Below are 17,765 nucleotides of genomic sequence, written 5' to 3'. Positions count from 1 at the left end.
CCGCCACGAGAGGACCGCCCGTGCCCGAGGGTGACACCGTCTACCGCTCCGCCCACAACCTCGCCGACGCCCTCGACGGCCAGGTGCTGACCCGCTGCGACGTCCGCGTGCCGAAGTTCGCGACGGTCGACCTCACCGGCGAGACCATCGACTCCGTCGTCCCGCGCGGCAAGCACCTGCTGATGCGCATCGGCGACGCGCTGATCCACTCCCACCTCAAGATGGAGGGCAGCTGGCACCTCTACTCGCTGACCGGCGACCGGCCGAAGTGGCACCGCCCCGCCTTCCAGGCGCGCATCGTGCTCGAGACGGACGAGTGGCAGGCCGTCGGCTTCGAACTCGGCCTGCTCGAGATCGTGCCGCGGTCCGCCGAGGAGGACGTCGTCGGCTACCTCGGCCCCGACCTGCTCGGTGCGGACTGGGACGCCGACGAGGCACTCCGTCGCCTCACCGCCGACCCCGAGCGGCCGATCGGCCTGGCGCTGCTCGACCAGCGGATCATGGCCGGGCTCGGCAACGTCTACCGGGCCGAGCTCTGCTTCCTCCGCGGTGTGCTGCCCACGCGTCCCGTCGGCGAGAGCGGCGACCTCGTCCGCACCATCGCCCTCGCGAAGAAGCTGATCACCGTCAACCGCGAGCGCATCGAGCGGACGACGACGGGCAACCTCCGCCCCGGGCAGCAGCTGTGGGTCTACGGCCGCGACCGCAAGCCGTGCCGGCGCTGCGGCACCGCGATCCGCCGCGGCGAGCTCGGCGACGACGAGCTGCAGCTGCGGGTCACCTACTGGTGTCCGCGCTGCCAGACCTGACGCCCGGCGCTGTCGCGCTGCGTGCCCGCTACTCCTCGACGGCGGCCGAGCGGTGCCCGGGGACGTGCTTGACGTGCAGGGCGACGTCGCTGAGCCGCTCGATCCGGTCGACGTGGCGGGCGGCGCTCGCGTCCTCGGCGACGATCCAGCTGCCGACGAGCAGGTAGGGGTCGCGGCCGCCGGCGGTGAGCGGCCCGGTCACGGTGAAGGAGCCGATCGTCGGCGTCGAGAAGGTCACCCGCACCGGGTCTCCGTGGGCGAGCCCGTCGACGGACCGGTTCCCGTCGGCTCCCGCCTCCGGCTCGGGTGCGAGCGCGATGCTCTGGATCTCGGTCCCCGTGTTGAGGAAGACGTCGGCGACGACGAGCTCTCCGCCGACCGCCTGCCGGACGACGCCCTCGATGCCGTAGAGCCCGTAGCGCGGCGAGCGGACGAGCACCCGCACCGAGTCGCCGATCGAGACCTCCGCGAGGGCTCCGCGGATCGACGCGACGTCCCGCCGGGCGGGAGCTGCGGACAGGGCCTCGAGGATCGCACTGGACATCCCGCCAGGCTAGCCGGTCGAGCGAGAAAGATGCGCTGAGACGAGTGCTGCACGACCCTCGATGATGCAGGCACCGGAGGAGCAGAGGGCTATCGGCCCGCGGGGAAGCGGGCTCTCGAGGAGTGCGGAGACGGTGGGATTTGAACCCACGGAACCCAATAAAGGGTTCTCCACCTTAGCAGGGTGGTGCACTCGACCGGACTATGCGACGTCTCCTGAGCGCCCGCCAGGCGAACGCACGACGACCACTATAACCGCACCCGGGAGCCGGGCGTGACACCCGGCGCTGCGGCGCTACTGCTCGTCGAGGGTGCGGCCGACGGTGCAGGTCTGCTGGTCGGCGGTCTGGCCGGTGACGTCGCTCGGGAGGGCGACGGCGGTCTCGCCCGGAGCCGGCGTCGCCGGGTCCGCGGTCGCAGCGGGGTCCGAGGTGGCCGCGTCCGAGGTGGCCGGATCCGAGGGAGCCGCCGAGCCGGTCGCGGCGGGCGTCGACCCGTCGGCCGACTCCGAGCCGCCGCCGGTGTTGCCGGTGAGGGCGATCGGCTGGTCGGCCAGGAGGGCGGCGTTCAGCGTCGCCGACGCCTCCTCGCTCGGGTAGACGCCGTCGCCGTCGATGTAGGTCGGGTACTGGACGAAGACGACGCTGGCGAGGTCCACGTCCTTCACCGCGAGGCCGATCGAGACGAGGGTGTTGACGTTCTCGAGCGAGGTGGAGAGCTGCATGTTCGAGACGGCCGCCTTGCCGAGGCCGTAGAGGGCGACGGGGTTCGAGAGCGTCGAGGCGTCCTTCACCTTGCGCACCAGCGACGACAGGTACACCTGCTGGCTGGAGATGCGCGTGAGGTCGCTGCCGTCGCCGACGCCGTGCCGGGTGCGCAGGAAGGCGAGCGCCTCGGCGCCGACCAGCGTGTGCGTGCCGGCGGTGAGGTTCAGGCCGGTGTACTCGTCCTCGATCGGGGTGGCGACGCAGACGTCGACCCCACCCACCGCGTTCGACATCTCGATGACGCCGTCGAACTGGATGAGGGCGGCGTAGGGGATGTCGAGGCCGGTGAGCTGCTCCACGGTCTGCACGGTGCAGGCCAGCCCGCCGTAGCTCAGCGAGGTGTTGATCTTGGCGGAGCGGAGCGCGTCCGAGACGGTGCCCGTCGCCGGGTCGGTGCAGGACGGGATCGGCACGTACATGTCGCGGGGGAAGCTGATCACCTCGACCGTGGAGTGGTCCTCGGAGATGTGCATCAGCATCGTGACGTCGTTGAGGTTCTCGGAGCGGTCGCCGTACGCGCCCGCCGCGGAGCCCTCGGCGCTGTCGCTGCCCGCGAGCAGGATGTTGACGCCGCCCTCGATCGCGCCGATCTCCGGGACGGCGGAGCCGGCGTCGGTCGAGCCGATGCCGAGGTCGACGGAGGGACGCGCGCTGCCCGCGATCATCGAGAGGGCGATCACCACGATCGAGATCGTGCTGAGCACGCCGACGCCGACGCAGGCCGCGAGGATCCGCCCGGCGAACCGGAGTCCGCTGTGCGGCCGCAGCCGCCCGTGACGGGCCGCTGTCCGGCGCGAGACGACGGGGTCGGTCATCGGTTCCGCCTCCGGCGTCAGCCGAAGAACCCGACCGAGCAGGTCTGCTGATCGGCGGGCTGGCCGGTGATGGCCTCCGGGAGCTCGACCGGTGCGCCGGCCGCGGGCGTGCCGGGCGCGGCGGTCGCGCCGGGAGTCGCCTCCGCGGTCGCGAGCGGGTCGGTCGTGGCGGGGCCGGCGGCGGGGGCCTCGGTCGCCGCAGGAGCCGCGGGCTCACCCGAGGTCGTCGCGCCGGCGCCGGTGCCACCGGTGAGGGCGATCGGCTGGTCCGTCTGCAGGGCGGTGGCGAGCACGTCGCCCGCGGTGCGGTCGGGGACGACGCCACCGGACACCGAGCCGGTCGGGTACTGCGCGAACACGACGTTCGCGATGTCGACGTCCTTGAGCGCGAGGCCCATCTGCACGAGGGTATTGACGTTGTTGAGCTCGGTCGAGAGCGTCATGTTGCCCAGGGCGGCCTTGGCGAGTCCGTAGAGCGCGACCGGGTTGAGCAGCGTGTCGGCGCTCTTGACCTGGCGGACCAGCGAGGAGAGGAAGACCTGCTGGTTGCTGATCCGGGTCAGGTCGCTGCCGTCGCCGATGCCGTGCCGGCTGCGGAGGAACTGCAGCGCGGCCATGCCCTCGAGCGAGTGCACGCCGGGCTCGAGGTAGGTGTTGGTGTACGGATCCGCGATCTCGGTCGCGACGCAGACGTCGACTCCGCCGATCGCGTTCGACATCTCGATGACGCCGTTGAACTGCACGACCGCGCCGTAGTCGACCCGGACGCCGAGCAGCTCCTCCGCGACGCCGGCGACGCAGCCGAGGCTGACGTCCTTGCCCATCGCCTCGTTGATCTTGGTGTCGTAGCGGGCGGGGATGGTCTCCCCCGTCACCGCGTTGACGCAGGACGGGATGTCGACGTACATGTCGCGGGGGAAGCTGACGACGGTCGCGTTGCTGTGGTCGGCCGAGACGTGCATCAGCATGTTCACGTCGTTGAGGACGCTGGTCTCCTCGTCCGGGTCACCGTAGGCGTCGCCCTGACCCTGGCGCGAATCGCTGCCGACGACGAGGACGTTGAATCCGCCCTCGAGGGCGCCGATCTCGGGGACCGAGCCGGCCGCGACCTCGGAGCCCGCCGCGATCGGGTGCAGGCTGACGGACGGCTGGGCGGACTGCACGAGCAGCGTCGCGGCGATCGCGACGATCGAGATCGAGGCGACGATGCCCACTCCCGAGACGGTCGCAGCGGCCTTGACGAGGGTCCGCGGCAGGCTGTGGCGCTTCTGCCGTCCGTGCCGGACGTGGGGTCGCGGCGTGCGCGCCGACTCGTCCGCGGCGGAGTGGTCCGTCGAAGGGCGCGTCGTGCGCATCCGTCTCCCGTTCGTCTGTGGGCTGGGGGTGGTGGGGCTGGGGTGTGGAGCTGAGGGCGGGCCTGGGACCCGCGGGCGCGGAGGAGGGGACTCCCACCGCGTCGGGACATAGTACCCAGAGCGCTCCGGAAAGCCATCCGTCGCCCGGAATTCGCGCCGGAGGGCAGGGGCGGCCGCGCCACACGGCCACCCGCCCCGCGCTCAGCCCTGCTGCTCGACGACGCTGATCGCCCAGACCACCCCGAAGCGGTCGGTGAGCATGCCGAAGCCGGCCGACCAGGCCGACGCCGCGAGCGGCTCGACGACGCTCGCTCCGTCGATGAGCGCGTCCCAGTGGCCGGTCGCCTCCCCGAGCGTCGCGGCCTGCAGGGCCAGGAAGAAGGGACGGTCGGTGATCGTCGTGCCGTTCTCGCGGCGCGTGGCTCCCGCCTGCAGGTCCGCCTCGCTCGAGGGGACGTCGTACGCCATCACGGTGAAGCCGCCCGCGCCGACGACCTGGCCGTGGACGACGCGATCGGTGTCGGGCAGGCCCGCCGGCATCCCGAAGTCGCCGTATGTGCGGACGACGGCCCGGCCGCCGAAGACGGCGGCGTAGTACTCGAGGGCGGCGCGGGCCGCTCCGGTGAAGTTGAGGTGGGCGACGACTGCTGCGGTCATGGGTGTGCTCCTTCGCTGCGCGGTGGTGGGGCCGCGGTTCTCCCCGTTCTTCCGGGGCTTGAGAACACGATCTCGTCGGTACCGGCCAGGGAACGTCCGCTTCGCGCGCGATGATCGATCCGTGCCCACCTCCTCCTCGCCCTCCACCTCGAAGCGGCTGCTCACCCTCCTGTCGCTGCTGCAGTCGCGCCGCGACTGGTCGGCACCGGTGCTGGCGGGGCGACTCGAGGTGAGCGAGCGCACCGTCCGGCGCGACGTCGAGCGGCTGCGCGAACTGGACTACGTGATCGAGACCACGCGCGGCCCCGACGGCGGCTACCGCCTGGCCGCCGGCACGGAACTGCCGCCGCTGCTCTTCGACGACGAGCAGGCCGTCGTGATCGCCCTGGCGCTGCGGACCGCCGGCGCCCTCGGCACCGACCTCGACGAGGCGGCCGAGCGGGCGCTCCGGACGATCCGCCGACTGCTGCCGAGCCGCCTCGCGCACCGGATCGACGGACTCGCGGCGAGCGCCGGCACCGCGACCCGCCCGGCCGAGGCGCACGCCGACGCCGGGGTGCTGCTGCGGATCGGCGACGCGATCCGCGACGCGCTGACCCTGCGGTTCGACTACGACTCCTTCGCAGGACCGGCCGACGCCGAACCCGCCGCCCGCACGACCGAGCCGCACCACCTCGTCCTTGCCGGCGGCCGCTGGTACCTGATCGGCTGGACTCCCGAGCGCGACGACTGGCGCACCTACCGGGTCGACCGGATCCGGCTCCGCAGTCACACCGGCGCCAGCTTCACCCCGCGGTCCGTGCCGGGCGGCGACCCCGCGGCGTTCCTCTCAGCCCGCTTCAAGGGCTCGACCGGCGCAGACACCTGGCCGTGCGGGGGCTCGGCGATCCTCGACGCCGACGCCGTGCAGATCGCCCCGTACCTCGGCGACGGCACGCTGAGCGTCGAGCCGGACGGCCGCTGCCGGATCCGCGTCGGCTCCTGGTCCTGGCCCGGCGTCGCCGCGTCGATCGCCCGCTTCGACGCGCCGATCACCGATGTGGAGCCGGTCGAGCTCCGCGCGGCGTTCGCCCGCCTGGCCGCGCGAGCAGTGGACGCCGCGCGCCCGGGCGACGACACCGGCTGACCGACGCGCCGACGCCCGGGCTCAGGGCCGCAGCGTCCGCCGGAGGAACCGCACCTGATCCTCGAGGCTGGCCTGCGACACGGCGGCGTCCGGCACCAGCTGATCGAAGACGTGGTACGTGCCGGCCCAGAGCCGCAGATCGACGGGGACCCGGTCCTCGAGGAGCCGCGCTCCGAATCGGAGCGCCTCGTCGCGCAGGGGATCGAGCTCGGCGGCCAGGAGATAGGTCTCGGGCAGTCCGATCAGCGACTCCCGTCGCGCCGGTGCCGCGTACTCGTCGGCCGGCGCACCGGCGAGGTAGAGCCGCCACATGACCGCGGCGTTGCGGTTGTCCCAGACCGGCGTGGCGTCGAACTCCCGCATCGACGAGCTGTGCAGGCGGTCGTCCAGCACGGGGAACAGCAGCAGCTGCGCCCGCGGCACCCGCTCCCCCTCGTCGAGGGCGAGCATGCTCACTCCCGCCGCCAGTGCGCCGCCGGCGCTGACGCCGGCGACCGCGATCCGGGCGGGATCGATCCCGAGCTCGGCCGCTCGCTCGATCATCCACCGGAGCACCGCCCGGCAGTCGCGGAGGCCGTGCGGATACGCGTGCTCCGGCGCGAGACGGTAGTCGACCGAGACGACGAGGCAGCCCGCGTCCCCCGCGTAGCGCAGGCAGCGGGCGTTCTCGGAGAGGGTGTCCCCCGCGACGAAGGCGCCGCCGTGCAGGAAGAGCAGCGCGGACCCGACGGACGCCGACGGGCGATAGAGCCGGAGGCCGATGTCGTGTCCGTCGAGGCGCACCGAGCGCGACTCGATCGCGACGGACCCGCCGAATTCCACCTCGGCGGACGACGGCTGCATCGTCGACGAGCCCATCAGTCGCCGGGTGCCCTCGACGTCGTTCAGATCGGGCCGGAGCATCAGCTCGGTGGCGGCGGCGAGCTCAGCGTCCACGGCGGCCACCGCCTGCCGCGCCCAGGGCGCTCACGCCTCGTCCGGCTCCGCCTCGGCGATGCGCAGCAGCTGCAGCGCGAGCCACGCGTCGTTGCGCTGCACGGCGTCGAACACGTCGATCCCCAGCTTCGCGCCCACGTTCTTCAGCCGGTGCCCCAGCGAGCTGTGGTGCAGCAGGAGCTCCGTCGCCGCCGCGCGGACGTTCGCGTGGCGGCAGTACGCGTCCAGGGCGAGGATCTCGCCCAGACCGACGGGCGTCCGCACCAGGAGCTGCATCCGCTGCACGAGCTCCGAGCCGGCGGCCTCCGCCGGGGAGACCCGGGCGAGGCAGCGCAACGAGCCGAGCGCGTCGTGCGCGAGCGCGCGCGGACCGAGCACCGGCGAGCACAGCCGCAGCGTGCGCAGCGCGGAGAGGTAGGAGTCCCGCGGCGAGAGCGCCGAGGCCGTCGCGCCGACGGCGACGGTCTCGGCGCCCTCGGGGAGCGTGCCCGGCCGCGTCCCGGGACCGTGCAGCAGCACCGCGTGCGCCGTCCCGAAGCGCACGGGAGCGGTGCAGCGGTGCTCCGGCCCGCACCACTCCCGCCAGCCGCGCGGATCCGAGAGCGGTCCGCTCGCGCCCCGGGCGAGGACGACGCGCACTCGCCAGTCCGGCCGGAAGCCCAGCCGCCGGAGCGCCTCCTCCCGGTGCTCCGTGATCGAGGGCAGCGCCTCGATGAGCATCCGCAGCGGCTCGCCGTCGCCCAGCCGGGCCGCGTCGGCCTGCCGGATGAGGATCGTGGCCGCTGTCAGGGACATGCGCTCGAGGATCAGCTGCGCCATGTCCGGGTCGCTGCTCGCGGGCACCACCCAGACCAGGCCGGCGTCCGCCGTGTCCCCGCCGATCGTCGTGCTGATCGCGCCGGTCGGCGGATCGTGCGGCCTCGCGCGTCCGAGGCTGTCGAAGCCGCAGCCACCGCCCGGACCAGCGAACCCCGCCTCGGTCCCGATCAGCATCGCCGTCGAGCGCACCAGCTCGTCGATCCCGGCCCGGAACTGCTGGAGCTTGTCGAAGAAGCTGACGACGCGCAGCGCGTCCGCACCGCTCTCGCCGCCCTCGGACAGCCGCCGGAGAAGACCCTCCATGCGTCACAGCCTCACTCGTCATCGCGTGCTCGCAACCGGTCGATCGCCAGGGCGAGCACCAGCACGGTCCCCGTCGCGATGCCCTGCCAGTAGGACGATACATTCAGGATCACGAGGCCGTTGCTCAGCGTCGAGAGGAAGACGATGCCGAGCGCCGTGCGCGGAATGCTGCCGCGGCCGCCGAAGAGCGAGGTCCCGCCGAGCACGACCGCGGCGAAGATGTCGAACTCGGCGCCCTGGCCGTTGTTCGCGGATCCGGAGCCGAGCCGCCCCGCGAGGAGCACGCCGGCCACCGCCGAGAGCGCCCCGGCGACCACGAAGACCTGCATCGCGTGCAGGTTCACCCGCAGCCCCGCGACCCTCGAGGCCCGCCCGGACGAGCCGATCGCGTAGGACCGCAGTCCCCAGGTCGTCGTGCGCATCACGAGCCACGCGACGACGTAGAGGACGGTCACGAGCACCACCGCGACCGGGAGCGGGCCGATCGACCCGGTGCCGACCCAGAGCAGGAGGTCGAAGCCCTCGACGACCGGCGCCGCGATCGACTGCCCGCTGGTCCAGACCTGAGCGGCACCGCGCACCACCAGCGCCACCGCGAGCGTCGAGATGAACCCCGGGATCCGGAGGCTCTCGGTCAGGACGCCGTTGACGAGGCCGAGCAGGGCCCCGAGCGCGATCGCCCCGAGGACGGCGACGAGCGGCGGCAGCCCGGCCTGCAGGAGCGAGACGCAGGTGATCCCGGACGCCGCGATCAGCGCGCCCTGGCTGATGTCGAGCCGGCCGGCGATCAGGATGATCGTCGCGCCGATCGCCGCGACGCCGAGCACCGCCGACTGCCGCAGCACGACGAAGAGGTTGTCCACGGTGAAGAACGTCGTCGAGCTGACGGCGAAGACGACGATCATCACGGCCAGCGCCACCGGGAGGACGATCGTGGCGAGGCGCTCCTGGTCGAACCCGCGGCGCGGAGCGCGGGCCACTCCGGGAACGGGCGTGTCGAGGCGGGTCATGACACGCCTCCGGTCGCTGCGGACAAGAGTTCTCCTTCGGTGGCGGTGGTCGCCGGGAGCTCCCGGACGACGGCGCCGTTGCGGACGACGACGATCCGATCGCAGGCGGCGCGCAGCTCGGCGATCTCCGAGCTGATGAGCAGGACGGCGACGCCCTGCGCGGTGAGATCCCAGACCGTGTCGATGAGATCGGCCTTGGCCCGGACGTCGATGCCGTGGGTGGGCTCGTCGAGGACGAGCAGGGACAGGTCCTCGGCGAGCAGGCGCCCGACGAGGACCTTCTGCTGATTGCCCCCGGAGAGCGAGCGGATGTCGAGGGCGTCGCTCGCGGCCTTGATCCGCAGCCGGGACGTCATCTCGGCGACGAGGGCGGTCACCGCGCGCCGGTCGAAGACGCCGCCTCGAGCGACGTTCCGCGGCGCCCGGACGATCATGTTCCGCCGCACGCTGAGGTGCGGCAGGATTCCCTCGCTGCGGCGGTCCTCGGAGAGGTACGCGACACCGCGGGCGAAGCCGGCGGCGGCGGAGCGGGGACGGTAGGGCCGGCCGGCCAGCTGCATCGAGCCGGACTGCAGGGCCTCCAGCCCGGCGATCGAGCGGCCGATCGACGACTTGCCCGCGCCGACGAGCCCGAAGACGCCCAGCACCTCGCCCCGCCGGATCGCGAGGTCGACGGGCGGGCGTCCCTTGACCACCAGAGCACTGCCGACGAAGGCGGGCTCGCCGAAGACGGCCGCCCGCTCGACCCGGGTGACAGCGGCGGACCCGGGCACCATGGCGTCGACCACCTGCGGCAGCACGGCCGCGGTGGCGCCGAATTCGCCGGCGACGCGCCCGTCCCGCAGCACGACGATGCTGTCGCAGAGCTGGACGACCTCGTCGAGCCGGTGCGAGATGAAGACGACGCCGACGCCCTCGTCGCTGAGCGAGCGCATCACGCGGAAGAGGCGAGCCGCCTCGAACGGCGTGAGCGAGGACGTCGGCTCGTCCAGGAGCAGGACGGATCCGGCGCTGCGCAGCGCGCGGGCGGCCGCGATCAGCTGGCGGTCGCCGATCGACACGTCGCACACCGGGGTGTCGACGTCGTTCTCGAGCCCCATCCGGCGCAGCAGCGCGCGAGCGGCCTCGCGCATCCGCCGCCGGTCGAGCCGCAGCGCCCGCTGGAACACCCGCTCGTCGCCGAGGAAGAGGTTCTCGGCGATCGTGAGATCGGGAACGAGATCCAGCTCCTGGCGCACCACGCCGATGCCCTTCTGCTGCGCCTCCCGAGGGCTGGAGAACGAGACGGGCTCCCCGTCCACCCGCAGCTCGCCGGAATCGGGTGGCAGCTGGCCGGTCAGGATGTTGATCAGGGTGGACTTGCCCGCCCCGTTGGCGCCGGCCAGTCCGAGGATCCGGCCCGCGTGCACCGTGAGATCGACGCCGGTGAGGGCCGCGACCCCGCCGAAGGACTTGCTCACTCCGCAGACGGTGAGGACGGGGGCGCTGCCGTGCAGTGCCGTCATCCGAGGGAGTCCAGGATCCCCTGGGCGTTCTCCGCCGTCACGAGCTCGACGGGCACGATCTGCTCGCGCTCCACGTCGCCGCCCGAGGAGAGCTCGAGGACCGCTCGGGCGATGATCTCGCCCTGCTGGACCGGGAAGAGTCCCACCGTCGAGACGACCTCCCCGGACAGGACGCCCTGGAGGATCCGCGCGTCCTCGCCGCCCGTGACGATCGCCACGTCCTCGCCGGGGGTGCGTCCCGAGGCCTTGACCGCGGAGAGCGCCCCGAGCGCGCTGGAGTCGTTCAGGCCGACGATCAGGTCGAGATCGGGGTGCGCCTGCAGGACGGTCGAGGTCTGCGCGTTGCCGGTGTCCTCCTGATACGCCTCGACCTCGCTGACGAGCGTCCACTCCCCCTCCCCGAGCGCCGCGTCGAGCCCCGCGATCACGCCCTCGTGCCGGGCGATCAGCGGTGCACCGCCCGAGTCCTGGTGCAGGATCGCGACGGTGGGCTTCTCGTCCGCGCGGTTCGCCGCGAGCCAGCCGCCGGCGCTCTCGCCCTCGAGCTCGCCGAAGGCGCGGTCGTCGAGGTTGAAGACGACATCCGCCTCGGGGATGTCGGTCGCGAGGCCGATGACGAGGACGTCCTGCCCCGCCAGGCGGCGCGCCACCGGCGAGATCGCCTTCGGGTCCGTCGGGCACACGATCACCGCCTTGGCGCCGGCCGCGACGAGGTTCTCGATGCCGGAGACCTGCTCGCCGGACTCGCCGTCGGGGTCGGAGGTGACGACGTCGATGCCGCAGTCGCCGAGGACGCTCTGCAGTCCCTTCTCGACCAGCGGGAAGTAGCCGCCCGAGTTGGAGTACGGCGAGTAGCCGACGCGGGTGAGCCCGACGCCGTCGCACTCGGCCGGGCGCTCGCCGGCCGGGGGCGACGGGGTCGCGCTCTGACAGCCGGTCAGCGGCAGCAGCACCACCACGGCCGCGGCAAGTGCCGACGTCAGGCGGCGGGATCTCGTGGTGGGTCCGTGGACGTGCATCGTGTCTCCTTCGACAGGCAGAGCGGGTGGGGCGACTCCTCGCGAGGGGATCGACGCCACCGGCCACTCTGCCGACGCAGCGGCCCGGAGTCATCCGGACAGCGACGCGCTTTCGCCCGCCATCTGGCGGATGGCAGCGCCACCACGGATGCGCCGAGCGGTGGGGTGACCGAGCTCGGATCCCGGTCACCCGTTCATCGGAGGGGTGGGCCCGACGGTGACCGGCGCAGGGTCGAGGAGACGCCTCGGGGATCGACCCGGGCGCGACGCGCACCGAGTGAAGGAGAAGAGACCATGAACGAGAAGCACCTGACGGACGTCCGGGACCTGCCGATGACCGTGTTCGAGGTGGCGGACCAGGGCGGGGTCGTCGAGTCCCTCACCGCCGGTCATGGCATGAAGGAGCTCGCCGACTCCAACTGCGTCTGCTACATCTGCTGCGGCGGCCCCGCCGCCTGAGCGCCGAGGGCGCGCCGGTCGCCCCTTCGACGCGGCAAGCGAGCACGCGTCCCTCCGCGTGCCGCACCGGGCTCCCGTCCCGCTTCACGCAGGACGGGAGCCTTCTGCCGTCCGCGGCGACGCCGGAGGGGCAGCCCACCGGCCCTCCGGCGAGACCGTCTCGGCCACCGCCGCTGCGTACTCGGCGTGCCGGTCGTGGGTCGGCTGCCCGAAGGACCGCTGCAGGACCGTGCCGAGGAGCCGGGCGCAGTCGCCGTTGCGATCCGCGTCGCCGGCGCCCTCGGGCCGCAGGACGAAGCCGCCGACGACCGCTCCGACCGCCAGCCGCCCGGATTCCGAGCGCGCGTCGCCGAGCACGAGGTGGTGGCGGCTGAGGGCGCCGAGGTAGCCCGGATCGGAGAGCCGGGAGACGAGCGAGAGCCCGAGCCGGTCGGGCGCTCCGGGCCGGGCGCCGCGCGAGCCGAGGACCGCGCTGTCCCCTCGGTTGTAGGCGCTGAGCAGCGGCACCGCCATGGTCCCGTGGTAGAGCATCGCGGCCGTGAGGCCGAACGCGACCAGCTCCGGCCGGCGCAGGAGGGCCGCCCCGAGCTCGGCGTCGATCCGGCCCGCCTCGCGGACGAGGACGGCGTCGAGGAGCTCGTCCTTGCTGCTCCAGTGCAGGTAGAGCGTGCCCTTGCCGACGTGCGCGGCGTCGGCCACGTCCTGCATGCAGACCTTGCGGTAGCCCCAGCGGAGGACGAGATCGCGCATCGCGTCGAGGATGCGCTCGCGCCGCCGCGGGTCTGCGGTCTCGGGTCGGCGCGGATGGGCGACCTCCGAGCCCCGGCGGAGACCCGGGTCGGTCGACGCGTCAGCTCCGCTCCCTGATGACGGCGTCACGGGAACGGGTGCGGATCGGGGTTCAGCTCGTCCGGGAGCAGGTCGCGGTCGAGCCGACCGAGCCGACGCGGCAGCTCGAGGAGCCGGGGAAGCCCGTCGATCCTGCGATTGCGGTGGCCGAACGTCATCGGCACGGCGCCCGGCACGAGCACCTTCACGCAGGCGAATCCGCCCGCGCGGTGCTCCGGCGTGGTCTGGTCGACGACGAGCACCTCGCCGATCCGGTCCACCGCGGCGCGGAGATCGACCGCCAGGTCCGAGGCGTCCGGGCGCACGCGATCCGCTCCGCCGATGTCGTCGGTGCGGATCGTCGGACCGCCGCGGAGGAAGTCGAGGCGGTGGCGGGCGTCCGGGTGCGCGTAAAGGGCGGAGTGGTCGAGCATCGTGCGCACGGCGGAGGGGTCGCGCACCATCTCCGCGGCGTGCGCCTCCTCGCCCGGGTAGCGCCGGAGGAGGTCCGCCAGGATCGGGCCGAGCTCGTTCATCGCGCCGAGCAGGGCGCGCTCGGGGTCCAAACCCGCCCCGGCCGTGCTGAGGGCGGCCGGTCCGGAGCCGCCCTGCCGCGTCGCCAGCAGCCACACCGCCGGGATGCCCCAGTCCGTCGTGACGTCGAAGGCGGCGACGTCGTAGCCGGTCGCCGCCGTGATCGCCGCCGCCTGCTCCGCGACGAGCGGGTCGCGGCAGCTGCTCAGGTCGATGCCGGCCGGCGTGCTGCGGGTGTACCAGGTGCAGAGGAAGGCGTCGCGCTCGACCGTCTCCAGCAGGCCGTGCAGGGCGGCCTCCTCCCAGGAGGAGCCGAGCGCGCAGCCGTTCGAGACCTCGTAGTAGGAGACGGGGTCGTCCCCGCGCAGTCGCTGCGAGAAGTAGTAGGCGAGGGCCTCGGGGACCAGGCGCGCGCGGCCCTCGGCGAAGGAGTGCGCCCAGACCCACTGGATCGGCACGTCCTCGTCGAACCGCCGGTAGCGGAAGGCCGCATCGTCGTAGGACTCGTCCGGATGCCGGCCGAAGACGTCGGGATGCACGGCCTCGGCGGCGAGATCCCGGTAGCTCCCGCGCACCGTCGACCGGCGTCCGCCCGGGGCGACTCCCCCGTAGCGCTCGAGCGCCTCCAGCACCGCGGTGACCTCGGCGGACCGGTAGTCGCGGCCGCGTCCGTAGCCCGGCTCGACGAGGCCGTCGAGCCGCATCGGCATCGGCGCGGCCGCCATGACCAGCCCGCCCTCGTCCCCGCGCCGCGTGGCGGCGATCGTCCCGCAGAAGGGGTCGATGTAGAGGGAGCAGAGGGCGTCGGCCTCGCCGACGACGTCGCGGATCCGCGCTCCGAACGGAACGGTCTTGGGCTGCGGCGCGAGGACGTGCTGGGCAGCCGCGGCGGTGTCCTCCGGGAGGTCGCCGCAGAGCACGCAGAGGGGCTCGGGGAGGAAGGCGTGGAACTCCACCGCCAGGGTGTCGAGGCGGACCACCGCGACCCGGCGCTGGGCACCCGCAGCCTCGCGCTCCCGGGCCAGGAGGCGCTCGAGCGCGATCGCCGCGACGTCGGTCGCCAGCTCGTCGAGCGCCTCGGGGCGGCGGCTCTCGAGCTGCTCCGCGTACTCCGCCGTCAGCCGCACCCGCCACGGCTCCGCGCCGCCGAGGCGTTCCCGCCGGAGCGCCAGGCACCGCGGGCAGCCCGGGAGTCCGGGGCGGACGAGGGGCCCGATGACGATGCGGTTCACCTCGACGTGCACGGGCAGCCACGGGACGTCCGCGGCAGGACGACTCGGGATCCGCCAGGTGTCGGACGCCCGGACGACGACCCCGCTCGCCGCGCCGACGCCGGCCAGTGCGCCCTGGAGCAGTCCGTCCGCGGCGTCCGCAGCGTCGATCTCACCCGTGCTCACGGCAGGATCACCACCTTCCGGACGACGAGCCCGAGTCGCGCGACGACGGGATCGTGGTCCAGGTCGACCACGACCGCCCGCGGATCGGAGGTGGGAGCCGCTTCGACGGCGAGCCTCAGCGCCTCCTCCTCGGTGGCGGCGACCCCGAGGCCGCCAGTCGCCGGAGGGGCGTCCGAGCAGCGGAAGGCGAGGGAGACCGGTATCCGGACGGTCGCGCTGTCGGCCAGGCGCCGGCCCGGCACGGTGCACTCCGCGGGTGCGGCGACGATGTCGCGGACCGCCGCGCGCAGCTGCTCGAGGGTCGCGGTCGGCGCGGCGACGGCGCGTCCTGCGGCGTCGAGCACCCGGCGCGGATCGAGGACCGACTCCGCGCGGATCGCGAGTGCCCGGCGCACGGCGTCCGCCCGTGCCTCCGCGAAGTCCGCGCCCTCGCCGACGACCTCGACGTCGCGCCGGTCGGTAACGGCGTCGCAGGCGACCAGCGCTCGGGAGTGGTGCCGCGGCACCTGCGGCAGGTCCGCCTCCTCGATCAGCCGGACGACCCCGAAGTCGGGATCGACGAGCGTCATCGCGCGCTCCTCGAACGGGCCGGTCGCCTCCGGCTGCCCGGCCTGCCACGGGTGCGGGCTGATCCGGGTGAGCACGGTTCCGTCCGCAGTGACCGTCGTGGCCCGCCACGGATCCGTGCGACCGGAGGCAGCGCGGCGGACCAGCTGGGCGACGGCCAGCCGGAGCACGTGCCCCTCGGGCCTGCCCGCCTCGACCCCGCGCTCTGCCGCTGCCACCAGCACCGGGAGCAGCTCCGCGCCGGGCGCCGGGCCGACGACCAGCGCCGCGCCGTCACGCAGCAGCACCGCCCCGTACGTCCGCTCCGGGTGCTCGCGGACCTCGTCGATCAGCCACCGCCCCCCGACCGGGCCGACCGCGAGCGAGCACTCGGGGAGCGCACGGCCGCTCCGCGCCACCGCGCGCTGCAGGAGCTCTGTCTCGCCGAGGAGGCGGACGCGACCGGCGACGGGAGCCTCCCGGAGGAGGCCGAGGCTGAGCATCGCGCTCCGCACGCGCCGGACCTGATCCGCCCGGGCGGGATCGAGCGACCGCGCCCGCTCCTCGACGTCGTCCCCGGCCAGGATCCACGCCGCGATCACGCGCATCCAGCCCGCCACCTCGCCGGTCAGCTCGATGTCACCGGCGGCGGTCATGCCGTAGGTGCGCCCCTCGTGGTCGATGACGCAGGCGCTGGTGTCCACGGTGAGGGTCATCGCGTCACCGCCGGCACCGGTCGCGGAGTCGAGCCGACGATGAACTGGCCCACGCTGCACTCGAGGAGCGGGTCGCGACCGGTCGCCTCGGCGAAGGCGACGGGGTCGTCGGTGCCGAGCGGGCAGCCCGCCAGTCCCATCGCGCTGCACGCCCCGGCGAGGGCCTGGTAGAGCACCCCGGTGTCCTTCAGCACGAGCTCGAGCGCCATCCTCTGGTACTTCCACATCACCCGGCCGACACGGGCGGAGACGACGATCAGGACCTGCGGGGTGACCCCGGTCGCCGCGACCCCACTCGCGACCTGGACCATCCGGCGCACGGCGGGAGCGCCGATGCCGCACACCTCCTCGAGCTCGTGGCGGTGCGCGTCGTAGTGGTAGAACGCCGGCCCGAGCCCGGCGCAGCGCGAGACGGCGAGGTACAGCTCGAGCTCCGCGAGCGAGCCGCCGGACGGGCGCGGCGAACTGACCACCTCCGTCCCGTGGTCGATGCGCAGCCCGCGGACCCGGGCCGTCCGGAACAGGAGCTCGCCGAGCTCGGCGACGTCGATCGGCGCGGCGTCGTCGTGCTCGCGCAGGGACGCCCTGCGCTCGACGACCTCGGCGTAGGGCGGGTCGCTCGCGCGCAGGGCGGCGAGATCGACCGCGGGGAGTGCGACCCGGCGCCCGCCGAACGGGACCGGGGCGGCGCCTTCCGGAGGGAAACCCGCCTTCCCACCCCACCAGGTGCCTCCGAAGTCGGCGGCCGGGCCGCGATAGCCCTGCCTGCTGCGGTCGTGGAAGAGCAGCTCGTGGGGTGCCCACTGCCGGTAGCGGAACTCGGTGTCCTCCGGTCCGCCCGGCAGCGCGAGGAACCCGTGCCGCTGGAGCTCGCGGCGCAGGGCGGCGGCGAGACCGCCGGAGCCCGAGAGTGCGTCGGCGAGCAGCGATCGCCGCTGCAGCACGATCTCGGCGCTGGCCAGCGGGGACTCGACGAGCAGGTCGGCGCCGTCGCGGCGGACCACCGCGAACCTCGAGAGGTCGAGGTCGGCGGACGGCTCAGGAGCGGGCTCGACCGCGGCCCGCAGCGGGCGGACGACGAAGCCGGGACCGTCGTCGTCCCCGAACTCCTGGACGAGCCAGCCTTCCTCGCGCAGCCGCGCAGTCACGGCATCGTCGGCACCGCCCGGCCCGCCCTCGACGAGCTGCCGGAGTCGCTCGTCGACGTCCGCGCCGTCGCCGAGCGCCAGGGCTCGTGGCCACGCCATCACGGTCGTGCCGTTGGCGTCCCGTGTCGCGTACACCCCCGCTCGCAGGCGCTCAGTGCGAGGTCCCGGCACGTTCTCGTCGCTCATGACGGCTCCTTCTCCCTCGAGAGGCGGGCGGCCCGAAGCTCAGAAGGTGCGTCTCGGCGGAGGCGACCCGTCTCGAATATCGACAGAACGTCACTTTAGCGTCGGGGCCCGACGACGCGATCGCTGTGCGCCAGGGACGCGCAACAGGCCCTCCATGCTGATCGAGCAGCCCGCGCAACAGGCGCTCCATGCTGATCGAGTAGCCCGCGCAGCGGGCGTATCGGTGATTGCCTTGGTGTGTCGCGGGGTTCTGACTCGTCTGCGTATCTGACGCCTGGCAGGGCTGT

Annotated in this window: 16 protein-coding genes and 1 tRNA gene; 3 read left to right on the top strand and 14 right to left on the bottom strand. The window is 73.6% G+C overall.

What is annotated here, in order from left to right:
- Positions 1 to 20 precede the first annotated feature (20 nt).
- Entirely contained in the window at positions 21 to 809 is a 789-nt protein-coding gene (locus tag MT351_RS14915) for a DNA-formamidopyrimidine glycosylase family protein (protein ID WP_132436054.1), read from the top strand.
- Between the two features lie 28 nt (positions 810 to 837).
- Here MT351_RS14915 and MT351_RS14910 read toward each other — a convergent pair whose 3' ends face one another.
- The 5 genes from MT351_RS14910 to MT351_RS14890 form a co-directional block, all read right to left on the bottom strand.
- A complete protein-coding gene (locus MT351_RS14910) occupies positions 838 to 1,353 on the bottom strand; it encodes a hypothetical protein (RefSeq protein WP_123735009.1) in 516 nt (171 codons plus the stop codon).
- A 125-nt stretch (positions 1,354 to 1,478) separates the two neighbouring features.
- Positions 1,479 to 1,569, bottom strand: a tRNA-Ser gene (locus MT351_RS14905).
- A 78-nt stretch (positions 1,570 to 1,647) separates the two neighbouring features.
- Entirely contained in the window at positions 1,648 to 2,934 is a 1,287-nt protein-coding gene (locus tag MT351_RS14900; protein ID WP_243582557.1) for an LCP family protein, read from the bottom strand.
- Positions 2,935 to 2,951: 17 nt separating this feature from the next.
- Positions 2,952 to 4,289: an LCP family protein gene (locus tag MT351_RS14895; protein WP_123735007.1), complete on the bottom strand. Its 1,338-nt coding sequence runs from the start codon at positions 4,287 to 4,289 to the stop codon at positions 2,952 to 2,954.
- Positions 4,290 to 4,490: 201 nt separating this feature from the next.
- Positions 4,491 to 4,946 carry a VOC family protein gene (locus MT351_RS14890; protein WP_132436055.1) on the bottom strand — a complete coding sequence of 152 codons (456 nt, stop codon included), beginning with the start codon at positions 4,944 to 4,946 and terminating at the stop codon, positions 4,491 to 4,493.
- Positions 4,947 to 5,067: 121 nt separating this feature from the next.
- On the opposite strand from MT351_RS14890, the gene MT351_RS14885 reads away from it, so the two are divergent.
- The gene (locus MT351_RS14885) at positions 5,068 to 6,072 is read left to right on the top strand and encodes a YafY family protein (RefSeq protein ID WP_243582556.1); all 1,005 of its coding nucleotides are present in this window, start codon (positions 5,068 to 5,070) and stop codon (positions 6,070 to 6,072) included.
- A 21-nt stretch (positions 6,073 to 6,093) separates the two neighbouring features.
- Here MT351_RS14885 and MT351_RS14880 read toward each other — a convergent pair whose 3' ends face one another.
- Genes MT351_RS14880 through MT351_RS14860 form a run of 5 tightly spaced genes read right to left on the bottom strand, consistent with a single transcriptional unit; the run spans position 6,094 to position 11,664 of the window.
- Positions 6,094 to 7,008, bottom strand: a complete 915-nt coding sequence (locus MT351_RS14880) for an alpha/beta hydrolase (RefSeq protein ID WP_132436057.1) — start codon at positions 7,006 to 7,008, stop codon at positions 6,094 to 6,096.
- A 30-nt stretch (positions 7,009 to 7,038) separates the two neighbouring features.
- Positions 7,039 to 8,130: a helix-turn-helix domain-containing protein gene (locus MT351_RS14875; protein ID WP_132436058.1), complete on the bottom strand. Its 1,092-nt coding sequence runs from the start codon at positions 8,128 to 8,130 to the stop codon at positions 7,039 to 7,041.
- 11 nt (positions 8,131 to 8,141) lie between these two features.
- Positions 8,142 to 9,140 (bottom strand): ABC transporter permease, encoded by a 999-nt coding sequence (locus MT351_RS14870; RefSeq protein ID WP_123733488.1) that lies wholly within the window; start codon positions 9,138 to 9,140, stop codon positions 8,142 to 8,144.
- The gene (locus tag MT351_RS14865) at positions 9,137 to 10,645 is read right to left on the bottom strand and encodes a sugar ABC transporter ATP-binding protein (RefSeq protein WP_132436059.1); all 1,509 of its coding nucleotides are present in this window, start codon (positions 10,643 to 10,645) and stop codon (positions 9,137 to 9,139) included. Before MT351_RS14865 ends, MT351_RS14870 begins: the two co-directional genes overlap by 4 nt.
- Positions 10,642 to 11,664, bottom strand: a complete 1,023-nt coding sequence (locus tag MT351_RS14860; protein WP_123735001.1) for a sugar ABC transporter substrate-binding protein — start codon at positions 11,662 to 11,664, stop codon at positions 10,642 to 10,644. The genes MT351_RS14865 and MT351_RS14860 overlap by 4 nt, the downstream gene beginning before the upstream one ends.
- A 294-nt stretch (positions 11,665 to 11,958) precedes the next feature.
- Here MT351_RS14860 and MT351_RS14855 point away from each other — a divergent pair, with 294 nt between their 5' ends.
- The gene (locus MT351_RS14855) at positions 11,959 to 12,123 is read left to right on the top strand and encodes a thiomuracin/GE37468 family thiazolyl RiPP peptide (RefSeq protein WP_123445007.1); all 165 of its coding nucleotides are present in this window, start codon (positions 11,959 to 11,961) and stop codon (positions 12,121 to 12,123) included.
- A gap of 84 nt (positions 12,124 to 12,207) precedes the next feature.
- On the opposite strand, the gene MT351_RS14850 is transcribed toward MT351_RS14855, so the two are convergent.
- The 4 genes from MT351_RS14850 to MT351_RS14835 all read right to left on the bottom strand — a co-directional run bounded on the left by MT351_RS14850 (position 12,208) and on the right by MT351_RS14835 (position 17,478).
- Entirely contained in the window at positions 12,208 to 12,873 is a 666-nt protein-coding gene (locus MT351_RS14850; protein WP_132436060.1) for a TetR/AcrR family transcriptional regulator, read from the bottom strand.
- A gap of 125 nt (positions 12,874 to 12,998) precedes the next feature.
- Positions 12,999 to 14,882, bottom strand: a complete 1,884-nt coding sequence (locus MT351_RS14845; RefSeq protein ID WP_132436061.1) for a TOMM precursor leader peptide-binding protein — start codon at positions 14,880 to 14,882, stop codon at positions 12,999 to 13,001.
- On the bottom strand, positions 14,879 to 16,144 hold the full coding sequence (locus MT351_RS14840; protein WP_132436062.1) for a hypothetical protein: 1,266 nt from the start codon (positions 16,142 to 16,144) through the stop codon (positions 14,879 to 14,881). The genes MT351_RS14845 and MT351_RS14840 overlap by 4 nt, the downstream gene beginning before the upstream one ends.
- Positions 16,141 to 17,478, bottom strand: coding sequence for a SagB family peptide dehydrogenase (locus tag MT351_RS14835; RefSeq protein WP_132436063.1), 1,338 nt, complete (start codon positions 17,476 to 17,478; stop codon positions 16,141 to 16,143). The genes MT351_RS14840 and MT351_RS14835 overlap by 4 nt, the downstream gene beginning before the upstream one ends.
- Positions 17,479 to 17,765: the final 287 nt, after the last annotated feature.

Origin of the sequence: Rathayibacter sp. VKM Ac-2926 (genome assembly GCF_022815565.1) — a bacterium.
GTDB lineage: Bacteria > Actinomycetota > Actinomycetes > Actinomycetales > Microbacteriaceae > Rathayibacter > Rathayibacter festucae.
Note: the sequence above shows the minus strand (reverse complement) of the source record. Positions and strands in the feature narration are given on the sequence as shown.

What these genes read in the sequence shown, in the direction of transcription:
- MT351_RS14910 (WP_123735009.1), bottom strand. Translation starts at nt 1,353, where the DNA reads ATGTCCAGTGCGATCCTCGAGGCCCTGTCCGCAGCTCCCGCCCGGCGG.
- MT351_RS14900 (WP_243582557.1), bottom strand. Translation starts at nt 2,934, where the DNA reads ATGACCGACCCCGTCGTCTCGCGCCGGACAGCGGCCCGTCACGGGCGG.
- MT351_RS14895 (WP_123735007.1), bottom strand. Translation starts at nt 4,289, where the DNA reads ATGCGCACGACGCGCCCTTCGACGGACCACTCCGCCGCGGACGAGTCG.
- MT351_RS14890 (WP_132436055.1), bottom strand. Translation starts at nt 4,946, where the DNA reads ATGACCGCAGCAGTCGTCGCCCACCTCAACTTCACCGGAGCGGCCCGC.
- MT351_RS14875 (WP_132436058.1), bottom strand. Translation starts at nt 8,130, where the DNA reads ATGGAGGGTCTTCTCCGGCGGCTGTCCGAGGGCGGCGAGAGCGGTGCG.
- MT351_RS14870 (WP_123733488.1), bottom strand. Translation starts at nt 9,140, where the DNA reads ATGACCCGCCTCGACACGCCCGTTCCCGGAGTGGCCCGCGCTCCGCGC.
- MT351_RS14865 (WP_132436059.1), bottom strand. Translation starts at nt 10,645, where the DNA reads ATGACGGCACTGCACGGCAGCGCCCCCGTCCTCACCGTCTGCGGAGTG.
- MT351_RS14860 (WP_123735001.1), bottom strand. Translation starts at nt 11,664, where the DNA reads ATGCACGTCCACGGACCCACCACGAGATCCCGCCGCCTGACGTCGGCA.
- MT351_RS14855 (WP_123445007.1), top strand. Translation starts at nt 11,959, where the DNA reads ATGAACGAGAAGCACCTGACGGACGTCCGGGACCTGCCGATGACCGTG.
- MT351_RS14850 (WP_132436060.1), bottom strand. Translation starts at nt 12,873, where the DNA reads ATGCGCGATCTCGTCCTCCGCTGGGGCTACCGCAAGGTCTGCATGCAG.
- MT351_RS14840 (WP_132436062.1), bottom strand. Translation starts at nt 16,144, where the DNA reads ATGACCCTCACCGTGGACACCAGCGCCTGCGTCATCGACCACGAGGGG.
- MT351_RS14835 (WP_132436063.1), bottom strand. Translation starts at nt 17,478, where the DNA reads ATGAGCGACGAGAACGTGCCGGGACCTCGCACTGAGCGCCTGCGAGCG.